This is a genomic window from Thermostichus sp. OS-CIW-30, from assembly GCF_054060215.1.
The window spans coordinates 74,473-90,433 of record NZ_JBSSCZ010000003.1 but is presented as its reverse complement, the minus strand read 5'-3'; the positions used below and the strand labels follow the sequence as shown (position 1 = coordinate 90,433).

16 protein-coding genes and 1 tRNA gene are annotated in these 15,961 nt (G+C 59.4%); 12 read left to right on the top strand and 5 right to left on the bottom strand.

What is annotated here, in order from left to right; all coding sequences use genetic code 11:
• The first annotated feature begins 4 nt into the window (after positions 1 to 4).
• Entirely contained in the window at positions 5 to 1,090 is a 1,086-nt protein-coding gene (gene dusB, locus ACVWZF_RS02105; protein ID WP_457410699.1) for a tRNA dihydrouridine synthase DusB, read from the top strand.
• An 81-nt stretch (positions 1,091 to 1,171) separates the two neighbouring features.
• On the opposite strand, the gene leuB is transcribed toward dusB, so the two are convergent.
• The 3 genes from leuB to petB form a co-directional block, all read right to left on the bottom strand.
• The gene (leuB, locus tag ACVWZF_RS02100) at positions 1,172 to 2,287 is read right to left on the bottom strand and encodes a 3-isopropylmalate dehydrogenase (RefSeq protein WP_457410697.1); all 1,116 of its coding nucleotides are present in this window, start codon (positions 2,285 to 2,287) and stop codon (positions 1,172 to 1,174) included.
• A gap of 185 nt (positions 2,288 to 2,472) precedes the next feature.
• Positions 2,473 to 2,985, bottom strand: coding sequence for a cytochrome b6-f complex subunit IV (petD, locus tag ACVWZF_RS02095; protein WP_011433236.1), 513 nt, complete (start codon positions 2,983 to 2,985; stop codon positions 2,473 to 2,475).
• Between the two features lie 98 nt (positions 2,986 to 3,083).
• Positions 3,084 to 3,731, bottom strand: coding sequence for a cytochrome b6 (petB, locus tag ACVWZF_RS02090; RefSeq protein WP_041436518.1), 648 nt, complete (start codon positions 3,729 to 3,731; stop codon positions 3,084 to 3,086).
• A 188-nt stretch (positions 3,732 to 3,919) separates the two neighbouring features.
• Here petB and ACVWZF_RS02085 point away from each other — a divergent pair, with 188 nt between their 5' ends.
• From ACVWZF_RS02085 to ACVWZF_RS02070, 4 genes are all read left to right on the top strand, one after another.
• On the top strand, positions 3,920 to 5,197 hold the full coding sequence (locus ACVWZF_RS02085; protein WP_457410695.1) for a S41 family peptidase: 1,278 nt from the start codon (positions 3,920 to 3,922) through the stop codon (positions 5,195 to 5,197).
• Positions 5,198 to 5,351: 154 nt separating this feature from the next.
• Complete coding sequence (locus tag ACVWZF_RS02080; RefSeq protein ID WP_457394381.1) at positions 5,352 to 5,906, top strand: phycobiliprotein lyase; 555 nt, start codon at positions 5,352 to 5,354, stop codon at positions 5,904 to 5,906.
• A 16-nt stretch (positions 5,907 to 5,922) separates the two neighbouring features.
• The gene (locus ACVWZF_RS02075) at positions 5,923 to 6,447 is read left to right on the top strand and encodes a hypothetical protein (RefSeq protein WP_457410694.1); all 525 of its coding nucleotides are present in this window, start codon (positions 5,923 to 5,925) and stop codon (positions 6,445 to 6,447) included.
• Positions 6,448 to 6,591: 144 nt separating this feature from the next.
• Positions 6,592 to 7,932, top strand: coding sequence for a hypothetical protein (locus ACVWZF_RS02070; protein ID WP_457394421.1), 1,341 nt, complete (start codon positions 6,592 to 6,594; stop codon positions 7,930 to 7,932).
• Positions 7,933 to 8,055: 123 nt separating this feature from the next.
• On the opposite strand, the gene ACVWZF_RS02065 is transcribed toward ACVWZF_RS02070, so the two are convergent.
• Positions 8,056 to 8,373, bottom strand: a complete 318-nt coding sequence (locus ACVWZF_RS02065; RefSeq protein ID WP_011433229.1) for a DUF3067 family protein — start codon at positions 8,371 to 8,373, stop codon at positions 8,056 to 8,058.
• A gap of 183 nt (positions 8,374 to 8,556) precedes the next feature.
• Between ACVWZF_RS02065 and ACVWZF_RS02060 the strand changes: the two genes are divergently transcribed.
• Both ACVWZF_RS02060 and ACVWZF_RS02055 read left to right on the top strand, forming a co-directional pair.
• Positions 8,557 to 9,075, top strand: coding sequence for a cytochrome b6-f complex iron-sulfur subunit (locus ACVWZF_RS02060; RefSeq protein WP_011433228.1), 519 nt, complete (start codon positions 8,557 to 8,559; stop codon positions 9,073 to 9,075).
• A gap of 122 nt (positions 9,076 to 9,197) precedes the next feature.
• Positions 9,198 to 10,181, top strand: coding sequence for an apocytochrome f (locus ACVWZF_RS02055; protein ID WP_011433227.1), 984 nt, complete (start codon positions 9,198 to 9,200; stop codon positions 10,179 to 10,181).
• A gap of 13 nt (positions 10,182 to 10,194) precedes the next feature.
• Here the strand turns inward: ACVWZF_RS02055 and ACVWZF_RS02050 are convergent, their stop codons facing one another.
• Entirely contained in the window at positions 10,195 to 11,058 is an 864-nt protein-coding gene (locus tag ACVWZF_RS02050) for a PhzF family phenazine biosynthesis protein (protein ID WP_011433226.1), read from the bottom strand.
• Between the two features lie 244 nt (positions 11,059 to 11,302).
• On the opposite strand from ACVWZF_RS02050, the gene groES reads away from it, so the two are divergent.
• From groES to ACVWZF_RS02025, 5 genes are all read left to right on the top strand, one after another.
• A complete protein-coding gene (gene groES / locus ACVWZF_RS02045; protein WP_011433225.1) occupies positions 11,303 to 11,614 on the top strand; it encodes a co-chaperone GroES in 312 nt (103 codons plus the stop codon).
• A 90-nt stretch (positions 11,615 to 11,704) separates the two neighbouring features.
• Positions 11,705 to 13,339 carry a chaperonin GroEL gene (gene groL, locus ACVWZF_RS02040; protein ID WP_011433224.1) on the top strand — a complete coding sequence of 545 codons (1,635 nt, stop codon included), beginning with the start codon at positions 11,705 to 11,707 and terminating at the stop codon, positions 13,337 to 13,339.
• Between the two features lie 338 nt (positions 13,340 to 13,677).
• Positions 13,678 to 14,472: a DUF429 domain-containing protein gene (locus ACVWZF_RS02035; RefSeq protein ID WP_041436511.1), complete on the top strand. Its 795-nt coding sequence runs from the start codon at positions 13,678 to 13,680 to the stop codon at positions 14,470 to 14,472.
• Positions 14,473 to 14,573: 101 nt separating this feature from the next.
• Entirely contained in the window at positions 14,574 to 15,737 is a 1,164-nt protein-coding gene (locus ACVWZF_RS02030; protein ID WP_011433222.1) for a GuaB3 family IMP dehydrogenase-related protein, read from the top strand.
• Between the two features lie 41 nt (positions 15,738 to 15,778).
• A tRNA-Val gene (locus tag ACVWZF_RS02025) sits at positions 15,779 to 15,850 on the top strand.
• Positions 15,851 to 15,961 lie beyond the last annotated feature (111 nt).

The following is a 15,961-nucleotide window of genomic DNA, read 5'->3' as shown; positions in this document are numbered from 1 at the left end:
CCCGATGGGCCTGCAGCTTTCGCCGGAACTCCAAGCCCGCCTATCCCCACCCCTCGATATCGGTGGGGTGAAGGTTTTGAGTCGCGTCTTTCAGGCGCCACTGTCAGGGGTAACCGACCAGGTCTTTCGAGGGCTGGTACGCCGTTTTGCCCCCCACAGCTTGGTCTACACGGAAATGGTCAGTGCGACTGGCTTGCACTATGCCCGCCAGTTGCCCCGCATCATGGAGGTTGGCGAGGGGGAGCAGCCTATTGGCATCCAACTGTTTGATTGTCGGCCCGACTTTCTGGCGGAAGCAGCCCGCATGGCGGTGGACGAAGGGGCGACCTTGGTGGACATCAACATGGGCTGCCCGGTGAACAAGATTACCAAAAACGGCGGCGGCTCTTCTCTGCTTCGCGATCCCGACACGGCAGCGCGAATTGTGGAGGCGGTGGCCAAAGCGGTGGAGGTGCCCGTAACCGTAAAAACGCGCCTGGGCTGGTCGGATCAGGAGATCAACATTTTGGATTTTGCCCACCGTCTGCAGGAGGCAGGGGCGCAACTGCTCACCTTGCATGCCCGGACACGCGCCCAAGGCTTCAACGGCAAAGCCCGCTGGGACTGGATCCGCCGCGTCAAACAGCACCTGCGCATTCCCGTCATCGCCAATGGGGATATTTTCTCGACAGCCGCAGCGGTGAAGTGTTTGGAGGAAACCGGAGCCGATGGGGTGATGTGCTCCCGCGGCACCATGGGCTATCCCTTTCTGGTGGGGGAAATCGATCACTTCCTGAAAACCGGTCAAGAAAGACCGGCCCCCACTCCCCTGGAGCGGATTCAAATGGCCTTAGAGCATCTGCGCGGTCTCTGGGAGTACAAGGGAGAACGTGGCATCCGTCAGGCCCGCAAGCACATGACTTGGTACATCAAAGACTTTGCCGGAGCCTCTCAATTCCGTGCTCTCCTCTGTCGCATTGAGACGGTGCAGGAAGGGGAAGCCCTGCTTCTTCAAGCCATGGAGCGCTGCCAAGAAGCCACACCTCGACCGGAAGAGGCCATTAAAACCACCGAGGAGGTCGACCTTCTCCCCGAAGCCGGTTGGGCGTAGCTCCAAGGATCCCCACAATTGGAAATTGCTTGGAAATCGCCGCACGTCTGCCTTGGCTGTAGCCTGTGGCCCCGAAAAAGGCTATTGCGCCTGCTGCTGGGACAGGGCTGCCACCAACTTTTCCCCCATTTCCTGGCAACCCACTAAAGTCATTCCCTCAGAGTAGAGGTCTGGGGTGCGGTACCCTTGCGCCAAAACGGCTTCTACCGCCTGTTCGATGCGGTCGGCAGCTTGCGGCTGATCCAGGGAGTAGCGGAGCATCAGGGCGCCGGAGAGCACCTGGGCAATGGGGTTGGCTTTGTCTTGTCCGGCAATGTCGGGAGCCGACCCATGTACCGGCTCGTATAGGCCGGGGCCAGAGGATCCCAGAGAGGCAGAGGGCAGCATACCAATAGAGCCGGTCAGCATGGCCGCTTCATCGGAGAGGATATCGCCGAAGAGATTGCCCGTGAGGATGACGTCGAACTGCTTGGGCCAGCGCACCAACTGCATGGCGGCATTGTCGATGTACAGGTGGGAAAGTTCCACCTCCGGGTACTCAGCCGCAATGACATTGACCCGCTCCCGCCACAGTTGCGACACCTCGAGAACGTTGGCTTTGTCCACCGAGCAGAGCTTGCGCCGGCGTTTGCGGGCCAGCTCAAAGGCAACTCGGGCAATCCGATCCACCTCAGCTTCGCTGTAGACCATGGTGTTCACGCCACGCCGGGATCCTTGGGCATCCGTGAAGATTCCCTTAGGTTGGCCGAAGTAAATGCCCCCCGTCAGCTCCCGCACTACCACCAGGTCGATCCCTGAGATCACCTCTGGCTTCAGGGAGGAAGCCCCCACCAGTTGAGGGAAGACTTTTACCGGGCGCAAGTTGGCAAACAGCCCCAGCCCCGCCCTCAAACCCAACAAGGCCTGCTCCGGGCGTTTCTCAGGAGGCAGAGCGTCATACTTGAAGTCGCCGACAGCAGCCAGATAAACGGCATCGCTCTCTTGAGCCATTTTCAGGGTTTCTGCCGGCAAGGGATCCCCAGTCTGGTCGTAGGCAGCCCCGCCGATTAGGCCCTCTTGCCACTGGAGAGCAAATCCCATCTGCCGGGCAACTGCATCCAAAACGGCTCGTCCCACCCGCATGATTTCGGGGCCGATGCCATCTCCGGCAAGGGCTGTGATCCGATAGGTTCGAGCAGTGGGAGAAGGAGCGCTCATGGGCAGTCAAGCTGAAAACGAGGGCGTAGAGATACTACCACTTCGGCGGGCTGGCCCATCCCTTGGCACACAGGTTTGCAGACAACTTCTCCAAAAAGCTCTCCAAAAGAGAAAGTGCAGCCCGGCCACCGACCTGCTGCACTCTCGAGCGAGCAACCCACCAAGCTGCAGTCCCAGATGTTCCTCTAGAACAAGCCCAAGGTGACCCACTTATCCAAGGGCAAGGTGGCACCTATGCCCAGGTAGAGGGTGACCAAGGTGCCGATCAGGAACACCGTTGTCGCCACTGGGCGGCGCAAGGGGTTTTGGAACTTGTTGACGTTTTCGATGAAGGGCACAAACAAGAGACCCACAGGAATGGCAGACATCAGAGCAATTCCCAACAGCTTGTTGGGAGCAATCCGCAGGATGTGGAAGGCGGGGTAGAGATACCATTCCGGCAGAATTTCCAGAGGCGTAGCAAAGGGATCCGCCGGCTCCCCTACACCTGCCGGATCCATGACTGACAGGCCAACGATCACTCCAATAGTGCCCAGGATCACCACCGGAAACATAAAGAGCAAATCGTTGGGCCAAGCGGGCTCACCATAGGTCATGTGGCCCATGTTTTTCTTCAGCTTGGCTACAACTTTGGGATTGTCTAGGTCAACCTTGCGGGTAATGGCCTCGGTCGCTATCACCTGTTTTGAGACAGCCATGAGAGTTCTCCTTATCTAGGGGCAAAAGTTCTGAAAAAGGGGCAGTTAGAGATCCCATTTGCCGGGACGGTCAAAGACTGCTGGGAGTCAAACCTTGCTCACAAAGGCCCAGAAATGCCTTGGCGGCGGATCATCAAAAAGTGCATGGTCATAAAGACCGCAGTCAGCCAAGGTAACACGAAAGTGTGCAAGCTGTAGAAACGAGTCAGGGTAGCTTGACCCACTGCTTCGCCGCCCCGGATCAGTTGCACCAACAAGTCGCCCACCACCGGAATGGCACTGGGCACACCGGAGACGATCTTGACTGCCCAGTAGCCCACCTGATCCCAGGGCAGGGAGTAGCCGGTAACGCCGAAGGAGACGGTCAGCACCGCCAAGATTACACCGGTTACCCAGGTCAGCTCGCGGGGCTTCTTGAATCCCCCCGTCAGGTAAACCCGGAAGGTGTGTAGGATCATCATCAGCACCATCATGGAGGCACTCCAACGGTGGATGGAGCGCAGCAGCCAGCCGAAGTTCACCTGGGTCATGATGTAGTTCACCGACTCAAAAGCCTCGGCCACCGTCGGACGATAGTAAAACGTCATGGCGAAGCCGGTGGCAAACTGAATTAAGAAGCACACCAGCGTCACCCCGCCGAGGCAGTAGAAGATGTTAACGTGAGGCGGAATGAATTTTCCCGTTGCGTCGTCGACGAAAGGCGTAATCTCCAGCCGCTCGTCCAACCAGTCGTAAACTTTGCTCATAATGCCTGCAATTCTTGAAATTGGATCTCGAGGGCGGGGCAAGCCCACTCTCCTCAGCAATGTAACACAATCTTTTAACACTATCCTGGCGCCGGGCTCAGCTTGGGAACCAAGATCTTGATCCCAGTAGGCCAGACGAGCTTTTGATATTGCGTTTTGTTCATGTTTCTTAATGTTTTTTGGGATCGATGGTTGTGCAGAAGCCGAGATACACAGGGATCCGCTGGAGAGGGTGGGGGATCCGCATTGTCTTGCTTGGGTGTTTGCTCTGGGCGAGTTTGGGCATTGGCGCCTGTCCAGGGCAGGCCAGCCGCTGGGGAGAAGAGCAGCAACTGCTGGCGCAGGCTTGGGCCTATGTGGATCGGGCCTATGTGGATCCGGGGTTTAACGGGCAAAACTGGTGGCAGGTGCGGCAACGGTTTCTCTCCCGGCCCTTAAAGGAGCGCAAGCAGACCTATCAGGCCATCGAGGAGATGTTGGCCACTCTGGGGGATCCCTTTACCCGCTTTCTGGACAGAGAGCACTACCTCAGCCTGCAGACCTCTACAGCCGGCGAGCTGAGTGGTGTCGGCTTGCAGATTGCTATCGACGAGCAAGGCGCTGTGCGGGTGATTGCCCCCATGGAGGGCACTCCTGCCGAGCAGGCCGGGATCCAACCCCAGGATGAGATTTTGGCGGTGGATCGGGTGCCGGTGGCGGGGTTGAGTCTGGACGAAGTGGCCGAGCGGATGCGGGGGCGCAGTGGCACGCCGGTTACCTTGAAGCTGAAGCGGCAGGATCGCATTTGGGAGGTGGAGCTGGTACGCCAATCGATCACCATCAACCCCGTGCGCACCCGTTTTTTTGAGCTGCCTCAGGGATCGGTGGCCTACATTCGCCTCAGCCAGTTCAACGGCAATGCTGCCGCTCAAGTCCGCCAAGCCATTCGGGCCGCAGAAGCTCAAGGGGTGCGGGGCTACATTCTCGATTTGCGCAACAATCCGGGGGGACTCTTGCAGGCGGCCATTGAGATCGCCCGCTTCTGGATCCCCAAGGGTGACATTGTGCTGGTGACGGATCGCCACGGCATTCAAGACAGCATTCCCGCCACCGGCGAGGTGCTCACAGAGGCGCCGCTGGTGGTCTTGGTAAATCAGGGCAGCGCCAGTGCCAGTGAAGTGTTGGCCGGGGCACTTCAGGATAGTGGGCGAGCCCAACTGGTAGGAACGCGCACCTTTGGCAAGGGTCTGATTCAATCCCTGCTGGAGCTGGCGGATGGCTCGGGGCTGGCGGTGACCACGGCCAAGTACCTTACCCCCAGCGGCCACGACATCCATCGCCAGGGGATCCAGCCCGATGTGGTGGTGGCGGAGGGATCCATTCCCCTGACGGCAGAAACCTTGGCCGGGCCGGAGGACATCCAGCTCCAGCGAGCCTTGGAGTTGTTGGGGCAGACCCAAGGGATCCCGGTGGCCAAAAGTGGGTGAGGGAGGAGATCCCGCTCCAGACCCAGATCTCAATCGTTGGCATTAGGATTTGGATTCCTGTTTGTTTTCAATTCGTTTTAGGATCAGAGGCAGGGTTTTCTGGGCCACTTCTCGGCTCCAGCGCCGGTTTCTGACTCTGTCCGCTCCCGCCCGCATGAACGCCATCCAGCAATTTCACCACTTTTTCAACTGCTGCATTGGGGCTTGGCGCACAGAGCGCACCTACCATTACCTAGACCGTGGCGAGGTGGAGCGCTCCCGCACCGAGTTCACCATTCGCACCCTCACCCCTGAGCTCAAGCACAAGGTGCTCGCCGACAACAACTACCCCAACCACAACGTGGATGGTTTTTTGGGCTTTCACTTGGCTTTTGAGACGGTTTCCGAAAAGGGTGAGGAGGCCGGGCAAGAGCTGAACATGCTGTTCGTCCCTCGGCAGGAAACCCCCTTGGGGCTGCAGGGAGACTACCTGCGGGATCGGGCCTATGAGGAAGATCGCCCGATGGTGGCGGCTTTCCGGTTTGATCCCGGATCCCTGCAACTGGTGATGACCACCACCTACACTCGTGTGGTTGCTGTAGATACCATCACTCTACTGAATCCGCGCCTGCGCCTGCGGCAGATCCTTACCTACCAACGTCCCCCTCAGGGTCAGCCTTTGCAGGAGCTGTTGCTGGTGGGGTTTGGGGTAGAACAGAAGCTGACCTAGCCTGCGGATCCTGAGCATGACGCTTCCCGAAGACTTGAAATTGTCTCAGCACTTGGCCCTGATCCAGTTGAGGTTCGAGCGAGGACAATACCGGCAGGCGCTAGAGGAGGTTAAGCAGGCCCAAAGCCGCTATCCGCAGTCGGGTAAGCTACGGCTCTGGCAGGCCCTGGCCCAAGAGGCCCTTGGCGAAACGCAGGAGGCCATCCTGTTGGCCCAAACCTTGCTGCGCAACCCAGATCCAGAAGTCGCCCAGCAGGCTCGCTATGTCTTGGGCATCTGGCAAGCCCCTCGTCTGCGACGTTCGGCGGAGTGGTTGAGCGAAATTCCCGATCTCAGCCGGCTGGAGGAAACTGATCCCCCGGAATACCGCTTGGCCTATGGGCGCTCTCAACGCAAAGGCCCTTCCCCAAGATCTGGCGCTCCTTCTGGGGATCCCCTCAGCCGCCGGGCAGCGGATCCCCCGTTGGACACTAAGCCCCTCATCTGGGTGTTGATCGGGATCCTCTCGACCCTGCTGGCCGTGATGGCTTGGCTGCCCTAGAGGGGGGTATAACCCTCGCCGCTGCTGGGTTAGTGGGGAGATACTGGGAGTAGAGGAAACGATAGGTCTAGCTCAGGGGAGCGGATCTGCGTCCAGGGATCCCAAAGGCTCCTCGACAATGGGGGCGGAAAGCGGAGGTTAAGAGTGGCTACACAAACATTGGTGATGGAGGCAGTGGAGCAGTTGGGCCTGCGGGTCACGCTGGGAGATATTGCATCCAGCACGGGCTTGGCTCTACACGAGGCCAAACAAGAGCTGCTGAATTTGGCCCAAAAGGCGGAGGGGCATCTCCAGGTTTCCCGGCAGGGGGAGATTACCTACGTTTTTCCACCGGATTTTCGCAGCATTCTCAAGCGCAAGGAGCAGCAGGATCAGCTGGCGGCCCTGCGGCGCAAACTGTGGGGGGGCTTCCTCTATGGGCTGCGCATCTCCTTCGGCATCCTGCTGGTGGTGTCGATTGTCTTGATCGTCCTGGCGTTGATTGCCTTGCAAATGGCCAGCAGCCGCGAGCAGGACAATCGCAGCCGGTCGCGGGGGATAGGGTTTTACTACTTCCCCAACCTTTGGATCGGCAACCCCTTCTGGGATCCCTATCCCTACTATGGCAGCTACTCCGGTCGGACGCGCCCCCGCCAGCCGCAAAAATCCGAGCTGAACTTCCTGGAAGCGGTGTACAGCTTCCTCTTTGGGGACGGGGATCCCAATGCCAACCTGGAGGAGGAGCGCTATGCCCTCATTGGCCAACTGATTCGTGCCAATGGGGGGGTGATCGCAGCGGAACAGGTGTTGCCCTACCTGGATGTGGAGCCGGGATCCCCGGCCTTGGAATACGAAGATTACATGCTGCCCATTTTGCTCAAGTTCGACGGTCAGCCGGAGGTCAGCGAGGACGGGGACATTGTCTACCGCTTTCCGGAACTGCAGGTGGCCGCCTCAGAGCGTGAGCCCAAGAGGATCCCCGAAGTGTTGCAGGAGAAACCTTGGGTGTTCAGCCGGGCCACGCCTGGTCAACTGACCCTGGCAGGGGGTTTGGGAGTTCTCAATTTCTTTCTGGCCGCCATTCTCTATGGGGCACGGGAAGAGGTGGCAGCGGCAGCCGGCAGCAATGCTTTTTTAGCCTTCATCTACCCGTTGATCGGCTTCCTCTTCCTCTACGGCACGCTGTTTTTGGCGGTGCCCGCCGTTCGCTGGCTAGCCTTGCAAATCCGCAACCAGGGGGTGGAGCGTCGCAATCGTGTCCGGCAGCTTTGGCGAGAGCATCTGCAGCATCCCACAGAGGCGCTGCTGCGCAAACTCAACTTTGCCCGCCGCTTCCGCCGTCAAGAAGTTGTGCCAGAGTCGGACACCATTTACTCAACCGATCGGGATTTGATCGAGCAGCGGGACTACCGTCTGGACGAGCCGGCATTCCGCCAACTTTTGGAATCCGAAGCTCAGCAGGATCGCCCCGAAACCGAACAAGTGCGCAAGCCGCGTCCCCTCTAGAGAGGTCATGGCCGTTGGGCAAACTCCCGGTCTGCCGTTTGAGCTGAGACCCATTCGAGTTTCTTGCCCAGCCGGAGAATCCGGCGCTTGGGTTTGCTTGGACTTTTTTCTCCCCCGGAGAACTTACAGCAACCACTCCGAGACCCGCTCCCCCACCTTCTGCAAATCCAGAGGAATGGCCACCGCCTTGCCCATACGGGGTCTCTGACGGGTGGCTTCGATTTCCCGACGCACCGCTTCCCACACCCCCCAAGCCTGCAAATGGGCCAGCACGTTCTCCAAGTGGGCCAAATACTCGGCCTCGCTCAAGGGGAAGGAGGGCTGCTCCAGATAGCGCCACATCACCAGCAGCACCACCTTCTGCTGGATACGCCGCAGCTGCACGTCGTAGGAATAGCCCCACTTCTCGCGCAACAAAGCTTGAAAGTCGGATCCCTTCATCAGACTTGTCTGAGGCTGGCTTGGATCTGGCTCCAATCGCGCTGGGTGGGCCGCTCACCTTGGGAAGGAAGGCCACGGCCTCTTACAGCGTTGCATTTCTTAACGATATTGGCCAGAGGGGTCGGTTAGGATGATGTCGCTTGTCAACGAACGTTAAAACTTCTCAGGTCTGCATTTGCCATTATGACGGAAGCGGTTAGCAACTTTGAAGCGCCCCCCATGAGCCGGCGGGTTCTTCTCAATGCCCTGCTCAGCGGCTCTGTGGGAGTCGTGGTGGTGGGCGCCCTCTACCCGGTGGTGAAGTACTTTATTCCGCCCTCTGCCGGTGGAGGGGGGGAAGGCCTCATCGCTCAGGACGCCCTCGGCAAGCCCATCAGCGTCAGTGAACTGTTGGCCACCCATGCCGCTACGGATCGGGTGCTGGCCCAAGGTTTGAAGGGGGATCCCACCTACATCGTGATCGACAACGGGGCGGTGGCCAACTATGGCCTCAACGCGGTTTGTACCCACCTCGGTTGCGTGGTGCCCTGGAATGTGGGGGAAAACTTGTTTAAGTGCCCTTGCCACGGATCCCAGTATGCGGCCAATGGCAAGGTGATCCGGGGACCGGCTCCCCGCTCGCTGGAGCTGGTGAGCGCCACTGTGGATGGCGACAACGTCCGCTTCAGCCCTTGGCAAGGCCCCGATTTCCGGGAAACCTAAAGGGCAAGGGATCCCGCTGGCTGTGCCGGCTTTTGCCGAACGATTTGGGGCAAATTGTCGAGATGGCTGTTCCAAGACTGTGTCCTAAACCTGTGATGGAAATTCATTCTGAGCTGAGAGTTATGAAGCGAATTGGCTTGGTCTTCTGCGCGCTGCTGCTGCTGCTGGGGATGGGGGCACGTCCGGCGGCAGCCTACCCCTACTATGCCCAGATGGCCTACGACAACCCCCGCGAGGCGACTGGAAAAATTGTCTGTGCCAACTGCCACCTGAACGCCATGCCCACTCGCGCCGAGGTGCCCCAGGCCGTCACCCCCGGCCAGGTGTTCACCATCAAAGTTGGGATCCCTTATGACCTGAGCAAGCAGCAGGTGCTGGCAGACGGCAGCAAGGGTGGGTTGAATGTGGGCGCGGTGGTGGTCTTGCCGGAGGGCTTCCGTTTAGCCACCGAAGCCGAGATGACCGAGGAACAACGGCAAGAAACTGCCGAGACCTACATCACCCCCTACAGCGACGCGAAGCCCAATATCCTCTTGGTCGGGCCTTTGCCGGGCGAGCAGCATCAAGAAATCGTCTTCCCGGTGGTGGCCCCTGACCCGAAAGAGGATCCCTCGGTGGCCTTCATGAAGTATCGCGTTTACATTGGGGCCAACCGGGGTCGCGGTCAGCTCAACCCCGACGGCAGCCTCAGCAACAACAACGTCTTCCGCGCCCCAGCCACGGGGCGTCTGGTCAACATTGCCACCCTCGACTCCGATATCAGCGATCTGCCGGCTGAATTGGCCAGCCTGGTGCCCCCGGAATATGAGCTGCCAGGCACGCGGGTTCTCAGCTTCGAGAGCGAAAGTGGGATCCACAACCTGGTGGTGCCACCTGGGCCGGAGCTGGTGGTTGCCGTTGGCGACAGCGTCAAAGAAGGGGATCCCGTCACCAACAATCCCAATGTGGGCGGCTTTGGCCAGGTGGAGCGGGATCTGGTGCTGCAAAGCCCGGATCGGGTGAAATGGCTGGTGGCCTTCCTGGCAGCCATTACCATTACCCAGGTGCTGTTGGTGCTGAAGAAAAAGCAGGTGGAGCTCATTCAAGCCGCCGAAATCCTCGGCTAGCTCAAGCTCTTTCCTAGCCTGCACCTCGGAAGCATATCCGGGGTGTTTTTTGTTCGGTAGGGTTCCAAGGTAGCCTCAGCTCTCCTCTGATCACCTGCACAGCCTGCCCGGCAATCTCCACGCGAGAGCCGAGATCGCGACACCAGAGCTCCCCGCCGCGGCTGGATAGCTGGTGGGCCTGTAACTCAGAGCGACCCAGGCGTTTGGCCCAATAGGGCATCAAAAGACACTGGGCGGATCCCGTCACCGGATCCTCCGGGATCCCCAGCCGAGGAGCGAAAACGCGGCAGACGAAATCCGGCCCATTCCCCAGAGCCGCCCCAGAGGCTGTGACGATCAACCCCGGAACGGGGAGTGCTTGAACCTGGGCCAGATCCGGTTGCACCTGCTGCACTTGTTCCGCCGAAGCCAGCACCGCTACCCCCATGTCCCCCCGGTATAGCTCCACAGGTGGGATTCCTAAAGCTGCTGCTACTTGCTCTTTGGCTTCTGGCCAAGGTTCCGGACTGCGAGCAGGAAAATCCATGGCCAGGCGATCCCCCTGCCGCCGCACCTGCAACAGGCCACTGCGGGTGGAAAAGGCTACCCTCTCCGCCTCAGGATGCACCTCGGTGAACAGCACATGGGCACCAGCCAAGGTGGCGTGGCCACAGAGATCCACCTCCGTCGTCGGCGTAAACCAGCGCAGCCCATAGTGGGGAACCTCGCCCTGGGATCCCTGAGGCAGTAAAAAAGCCGTCTCCGACAAATTGTTCTCTGCGGCAATGGCCTGCATCAGCGCCTGCGGCAGCTCCTGAGGCAGCAAACACACCGCCGCGGGGTTACCTGCAAAAGGCACTGCCGTAAACGCATCCACCTGAAACAACGGGATCCACACCTTCTCAACCCAGCCCAACTCAGGCCATGATCCCACACCGGCACCAAAAGTAGGGGGATCCGCACCCCGACCGTACCCGCCAAAAGCGGGATCCCGCTGACAAAGGCTATTGTCAGGCCAGAAAGTTGGCTGATAAACTAGCACTCGTAAGTCGAGAGTGCTAAGTCGCTTCCCTTCGGGGAAGTGGAACTAATGGAAATGAAAACTTCAGCTTCGTGCTTTAGGATCACGGAGGACATTCGTCATGGCTGCAGTAGCTCTTAACGTCTCTACCCTGAAGCCGCTGGGCGACCGCGTGCTGGTCAAAATCGCTCAGCAAGATGAGAAAACCGCAGGTGGGATCTTCTTGCCGGACACTGCCAAGGAAAAGCCCCAGGTGGGGGAAGTGGTTGCTGTTGGCCCTGGCAAGCGCAACGACGAGGGCAAGCTGATCCCGATGGAACTGAAAGCCGGCGACAAAGTGCTCTACTCCAAGTATGCCGGAACCGAAGTCAAGCTGGGCAGCGATGAATATGTGCTGTTGGCCGAGCGGGACATTCTCGCCATTGTTCAGTAATGGTCAGTGATTCAGCAGCAGTTCAACGAACGATTGAATCCTTGAGACTCTGTTTCACCCTTACCTGCATTTGCATCGGAGAGGTTGACTATGGCCAAATCAATCATCTTCAGTGAAGAAGCCCGCCGCGCTCTAGAGCACGGCATGGATATTTTGGCAGAAGCCGTAGCCGTTACCCTGGGTCCCAAAGGGCGCAACGTCGTGCTGGAGAAGAAGTTTGGCGCCCCCCAAATCATCAACGACGGGGTAACCATTGCCAAAGAAATCGAGCTGGAAGACCATATTGAGAACACAGGCGTTTCCTTGATCCGGCAGGCGGCTTCCAAGACCAATGACACGGCTGGGGATGGCACCACCACGGCCACGGTCTTGGCTCACGCCATGGTGAAAGAAGGTCTGAAAAACGTGGCTGCCGGCGCCAACCCGATTGCCCTAAAGCGAGGGATCGACAAGGCGGTGAAGTTTTTGGTAGACAAAATCGCCGAACATGCCCGCCCGGTCGAAGATTCCAAAGCCATTGCCCAGGTGGCGGCCATTTCCGCCGGTAACGATGAAGAAGTGGGCCGTATGATTGCCGAGGCCATGGACAAGGTGGGCCGCGAAGGGGTGATCTCCCTGGAAGAAGGCAAGTCCATGACCACCGAGCTGGAAGTGACGGAAGGGATGCGCTTCGACAAGGGCTACATCTCCCCTTACTTCGTCACCGATACCGAGCGGATGGAAGCGGTTCTGGAAAACCCCTACATCCTCATCACCGATAAGAAGATCACCCTGGTGCAAGACCTGGTACCGGTTCTGGAGCAGGTGGCCCGCGCCGGTCGTCCTCTGCTGATCATCGCCGAAGACATCGAGAAAGAAGCGCTGGCTACCCTGGTGGTGAACAAGCTGCGGGGTGTGCTGAGCGTGGTAGCGGTAAAAGCCCCTGGCTTCGGGGATCGCCGCAAGGCCATGCTGGAAGACATCGCCATCCTGACCGGCGGTGAGGTGATCAGCGAAGAGCGAGGCCTGAAGCTGGAGAACGCTCGCCTCGATTCCTTCGGCACTGCCCGTCGCGTCACGGTGACCAAGGACAACACCACCATCGTGGCGGAAGGCAACGAAGCGGCTGTGAAAGCCCGTTGCGAGCAAATTCGTCGCCAAATTGAGGAAACCGACTCCACCTACGACAAAGAAAAACTGCAAGAGCGCCTGGCCAAGCTCTCCGGCGGTGTGGCAGTGATCAAAGTGGGCGCGGCCACTGAAACCGAGATGAAAGACCGCAAGTTGCGCCTGGAAGATGCCATCAACGCCACCAAAGCGGCGGTAGAAGAAGGGATCGTTCCCGGCGGCGGTACCACCTTGGCACACCTGATCCCAGTGGTAACCGAGTGGGCGCAAGCCAACCTGTCCGGCGATGAACTGGTGGGGGCCAACCTGGTCGCCCGCGCTCTGGGCGCTCCGCTGCGCCGCATTGCTGAGAACGCCGGCCAAAACGGCTCCATTGTGCTGGAGCGGGTGAAAGATAAGCCCTTCAACACCGGCTACGATGCCCAGAACGACGCCTTCGTGGATATGTTCGAGGCGGGCATTGTAGACCCGGCCAAGGTTACCCGTTCTGCCCTGCAAAACGCCGCTTCCATTGCGGGGATGGTGCTGACCACTGAAGCGATCGTGGTGGACAAGCCCGAGCCCAAAACCAACACGCCGGCAAGCAGCGGCAGCGGCATGAGTGACTACGACTACTAATCCGTTGACCGCCACAGCGAGGTGGATCCCTGAGGCTCACCGAAGAGCCCATGGGCACTTCGCTTCCTGGCCAGGCATCTTGGATGAATCTTTCGGGATCCCCTGGTGGGATCCCTTTTTTATGGATTTTTATTTTTTATCAAGACAGGCAAGCTGGCGGGATCATTCCCAATACCCATGCAACAGCAGCGCAACTGTCTGTGACGTTGATCCCCCTCTACCTTTGGGAGAGGGTCTGGGGGTGAGGGCGCCGGAGCCATGCAATCGGGAACTGCCTCAAACTGGTTTTTTGATAACGACTCTGATTCTGTCCAACTTGAAGAGAAGGGGAAGGCGGTGTGGCTCAGTTGATTTGCATTGGCCTGGATCTGGCTTGGTCGCCCCGCAACCCTTCCGGTCTGGCCACGCTGCGAGTCCAGCTCGGGGATCCCGGCAGGCAGAACTTGACAGGCCATCTGGTCGATAGCCGCATTCTCCAAACGGATGAGGAGATCCTGGACTATATTCAAGCTCAGGCGGGCGAAGATCCCTGCTTGGTGGCGGTGGATGCGCCCTTGCGGGTTCCCAACCTCACAGGACAACGGCGGGCCGAGGCCGAACTGAACCGGGTGTTTCGCGCCTATGCAGCCGGGGCCCACCCGGCCAACCGCCGGCTTCTAGAAAAAAACGGCCAGGTGAGAGGGGAAGCCTTGGTGCAAGCCCTAGCCAGTTATGGCTTTCGGGAGCAGGCCAGCATCGAGCGAGGAAAACTTACCCGCCAAGTGACCGAGGTCTTCCCCCACAGCGCCTTGGTAAGCCTCTTTGGCCTCAGCCGCACTCTAAAATACAAGGCCCGCCCTCGACGCACCTGGCCGGAACGGCAACAAGCTTGGCAACTTTACCAGCATCATCTGCGCTCTCTGGCTGCCGCTGACCCGGCTCTCCAGGGCCACGAGGAGCTGCTTCAAGTGGAGGTGGGATCCCTCAAGAGCCGTCGGCTCAAAAACTACGAAGATCAAGTGGATGCCTTGATGTGTGCTTACATCGCCCTCTACGGGTTCCGCTGGGGATCCGAGCGCTGCCGCAGTTTCGGCAACCTGCAAGAAGGGCACATTTTCACGCCCTTGCCCCCTCGAACCTCTGAGGCTGATTGAGACCCGCTCCGGGATCGCAGCCAAGAGAACAAGACTCTCGCTGGCCTTGGATCCCCCCTTGGCGGCATGATAAGAACAAGGATCCGCAGAACAGGGGAAAAATGGACGTGCAACTGGGCCGCAATCGGCAGGCAAGACGCGCTTACGGGCTGGATGAAATCGCGCTGGCCCCAGGCAGACGAACGCTGGATCCCAGCCTGGTGGATACCCACTTCACCCTGGGAGGGATCCAACGGCAAATCCCCATCATCGCCAGCGCTATGGACGGCGTGGTGGATGTGCGAATGGCCATTTTGCTCTCGGAGCTGGGGGCCTTCGGGGTGTTGAACCTGGATGGCATCCAAACCCGCTACGCCGATCCCGATGAGGTTTTGGCTCAGATCGCGTCGGTGGGCAAAGACGAGTTTGTGCCTCTGATGCAGCGCCTCTACAGCGAACCTGTAAAGCCGGATCTGATTCAAGAGCGCATCCGCCAAATCAAGGCCGGTGGCGCCATTGCAGCAGCCAGCAGTGTGCCCGCCCACGCCGCCCAATACGGCCCCCTGGTGGCTGAAGCCGGGGGGGATCTGTTTTTCGTCCAGGCCACGGTGGTTTCCGTTCACCACAAGGTTCCCGAAGGCATGGAACTGCTGGATCTGGCCCAATTTTGCCGGTCGATGTCCATTCCTGTTGTGGTGGGCAACTGCGTTACCTACGATGTCGCTCTGGAGCTGATGCAGGCCGGAGCTGCCGGTGTCTTGGTGGGGATCGGCCCTGGCGCTGCCTGTACTTCCCGAGGCGTGTTGGGGGTGGGAGTGCCGCAGGCTACAGCGATTGCCGACTGTGCCGCTGCACGGGAGCAGTTTTTGGCGGAAACCGGCGCCTATGTCCCTGTGATTGCCGATGGGGGATTGGTGACCGGTGGCGACATTTGCAAGGCCATCGCTTGTGGAGCCGATGCAGTGATGATCGGATCCCCCCTGGCCCGCGCCTATGAGGCCCCCGGTCGCGGCTTTCATTGGGGCATGGCTACCCCCAGCCCCATCTTGCCCCGCGGCACCCGCATCCGCGTGGGATCCACCGGCACCTTGGAAGAAATCTTGCGCGGCCCCGCCCGCCTGGACGACGGTACCCACAACCTCTTGGGCGCCCTGCGCACCAGCATGGCCACCTTGGGGGCTGCCAATCTTCGAGAAATGCAGCAGGTGGAGATCTGCATTGCCCCTTCCCTGCTCACAGAGGGGAAGGTGTACCAGAAGGCGCAAAGCCTGGGCATGGGGAAATAGTCCCTTGGGAATGCTAAACTCGGTGGACTGGGATCCTTCAGGGGCGGTTAGCTCAGCGGTAGAGCGCCTGCCTTACAAGCAGGATGTCACTGGTTCGAGTCCGGTACCGCCCATCCCCACCGGAGCTTGCAGCTTGAGAGCTCTGTCTCAGTTTGAGATACACCCGCTAGCCAGAGCCGGATCCCTGAGGTAGAGTAGTGGATATCGAGCCTCGATCATCTACC

Excerpts from the sequence above, each read along its gene's own strand:
- ACVWZF_RS02060 (WP_011433228.1), top strand. The coding sequence starts at position 8,557 with ATGACGGAAGCGGTTAGCAACTTTGAAGCGCCCCCCATGAGCCGGCGG.
- petB (WP_041436518.1), bottom strand. The coding sequence starts at position 3,731 with ATGAGCAAAGTTTACGACTGGTTGGACGAGCGGCTGGAGATTACGCCT.
- leuB (WP_457410697.1), bottom strand. The coding sequence starts at position 2,287 with ATGAGCGCTCCTTCTCCCACTGCTCGAACCTATCGGATCACAGCCCTT.
- ACVWZF_RS02065 (WP_011433229.1), bottom strand. The coding sequence starts at position 8,373 with ATGAAGGGATCCGACTTTCAAGCTTTGTTGCGCGAGAAGTGGGGCTAT.
- ACVWZF_RS02080 (WP_457394381.1), top strand. The coding sequence starts at position 5,352 with ATGAACGCCATCCAGCAATTTCACCACTTTTTCAACTGCTGCATTGGG.
- ACVWZF_RS02085 (WP_457410695.1), top strand. The coding sequence starts at position 3,920 with ATGGTTGTGCAGAAGCCGAGATACACAGGGATCCGCTGGAGAGGGTGG.
- ACVWZF_RS02075 (WP_457410694.1), top strand. The coding sequence starts at position 5,923 with ATGACGCTTCCCGAAGACTTGAAATTGTCTCAGCACTTGGCCCTGATC.
- petD (WP_011433236.1), bottom strand. The coding sequence starts at position 2,985 with ATGGCTGTCTCAAAACAGGTGATAGCGACCGAGGCCATTACCCGCAAG.
- ACVWZF_RS02030 (WP_011433222.1), top strand. The coding sequence starts at position 14,574 with ATGGACGTGCAACTGGGCCGCAATCGGCAGGCAAGACGCGCTTACGGG.
- ACVWZF_RS02055 (WP_011433227.1), top strand. The coding sequence starts at position 9,198 with ATGAAGCGAATTGGCTTGGTCTTCTGCGCGCTGCTGCTGCTGCTGGGG.
- groES (WP_011433225.1), top strand. The coding sequence starts at position 11,303 with ATGGCTGCAGTAGCTCTTAACGTCTCTACCCTGAAGCCGCTGGGCGAC.
- groL (WP_011433224.1), top strand. The coding sequence starts at position 11,705 with ATGGCCAAATCAATCATCTTCAGTGAAGAAGCCCGCCGCGCTCTAGAG.
- dusB (WP_457410699.1), top strand. The coding sequence starts at position 5 with ATGGGCCTGCAGCTTTCGCCGGAACTCCAAGCCCGCCTATCCCCACCC.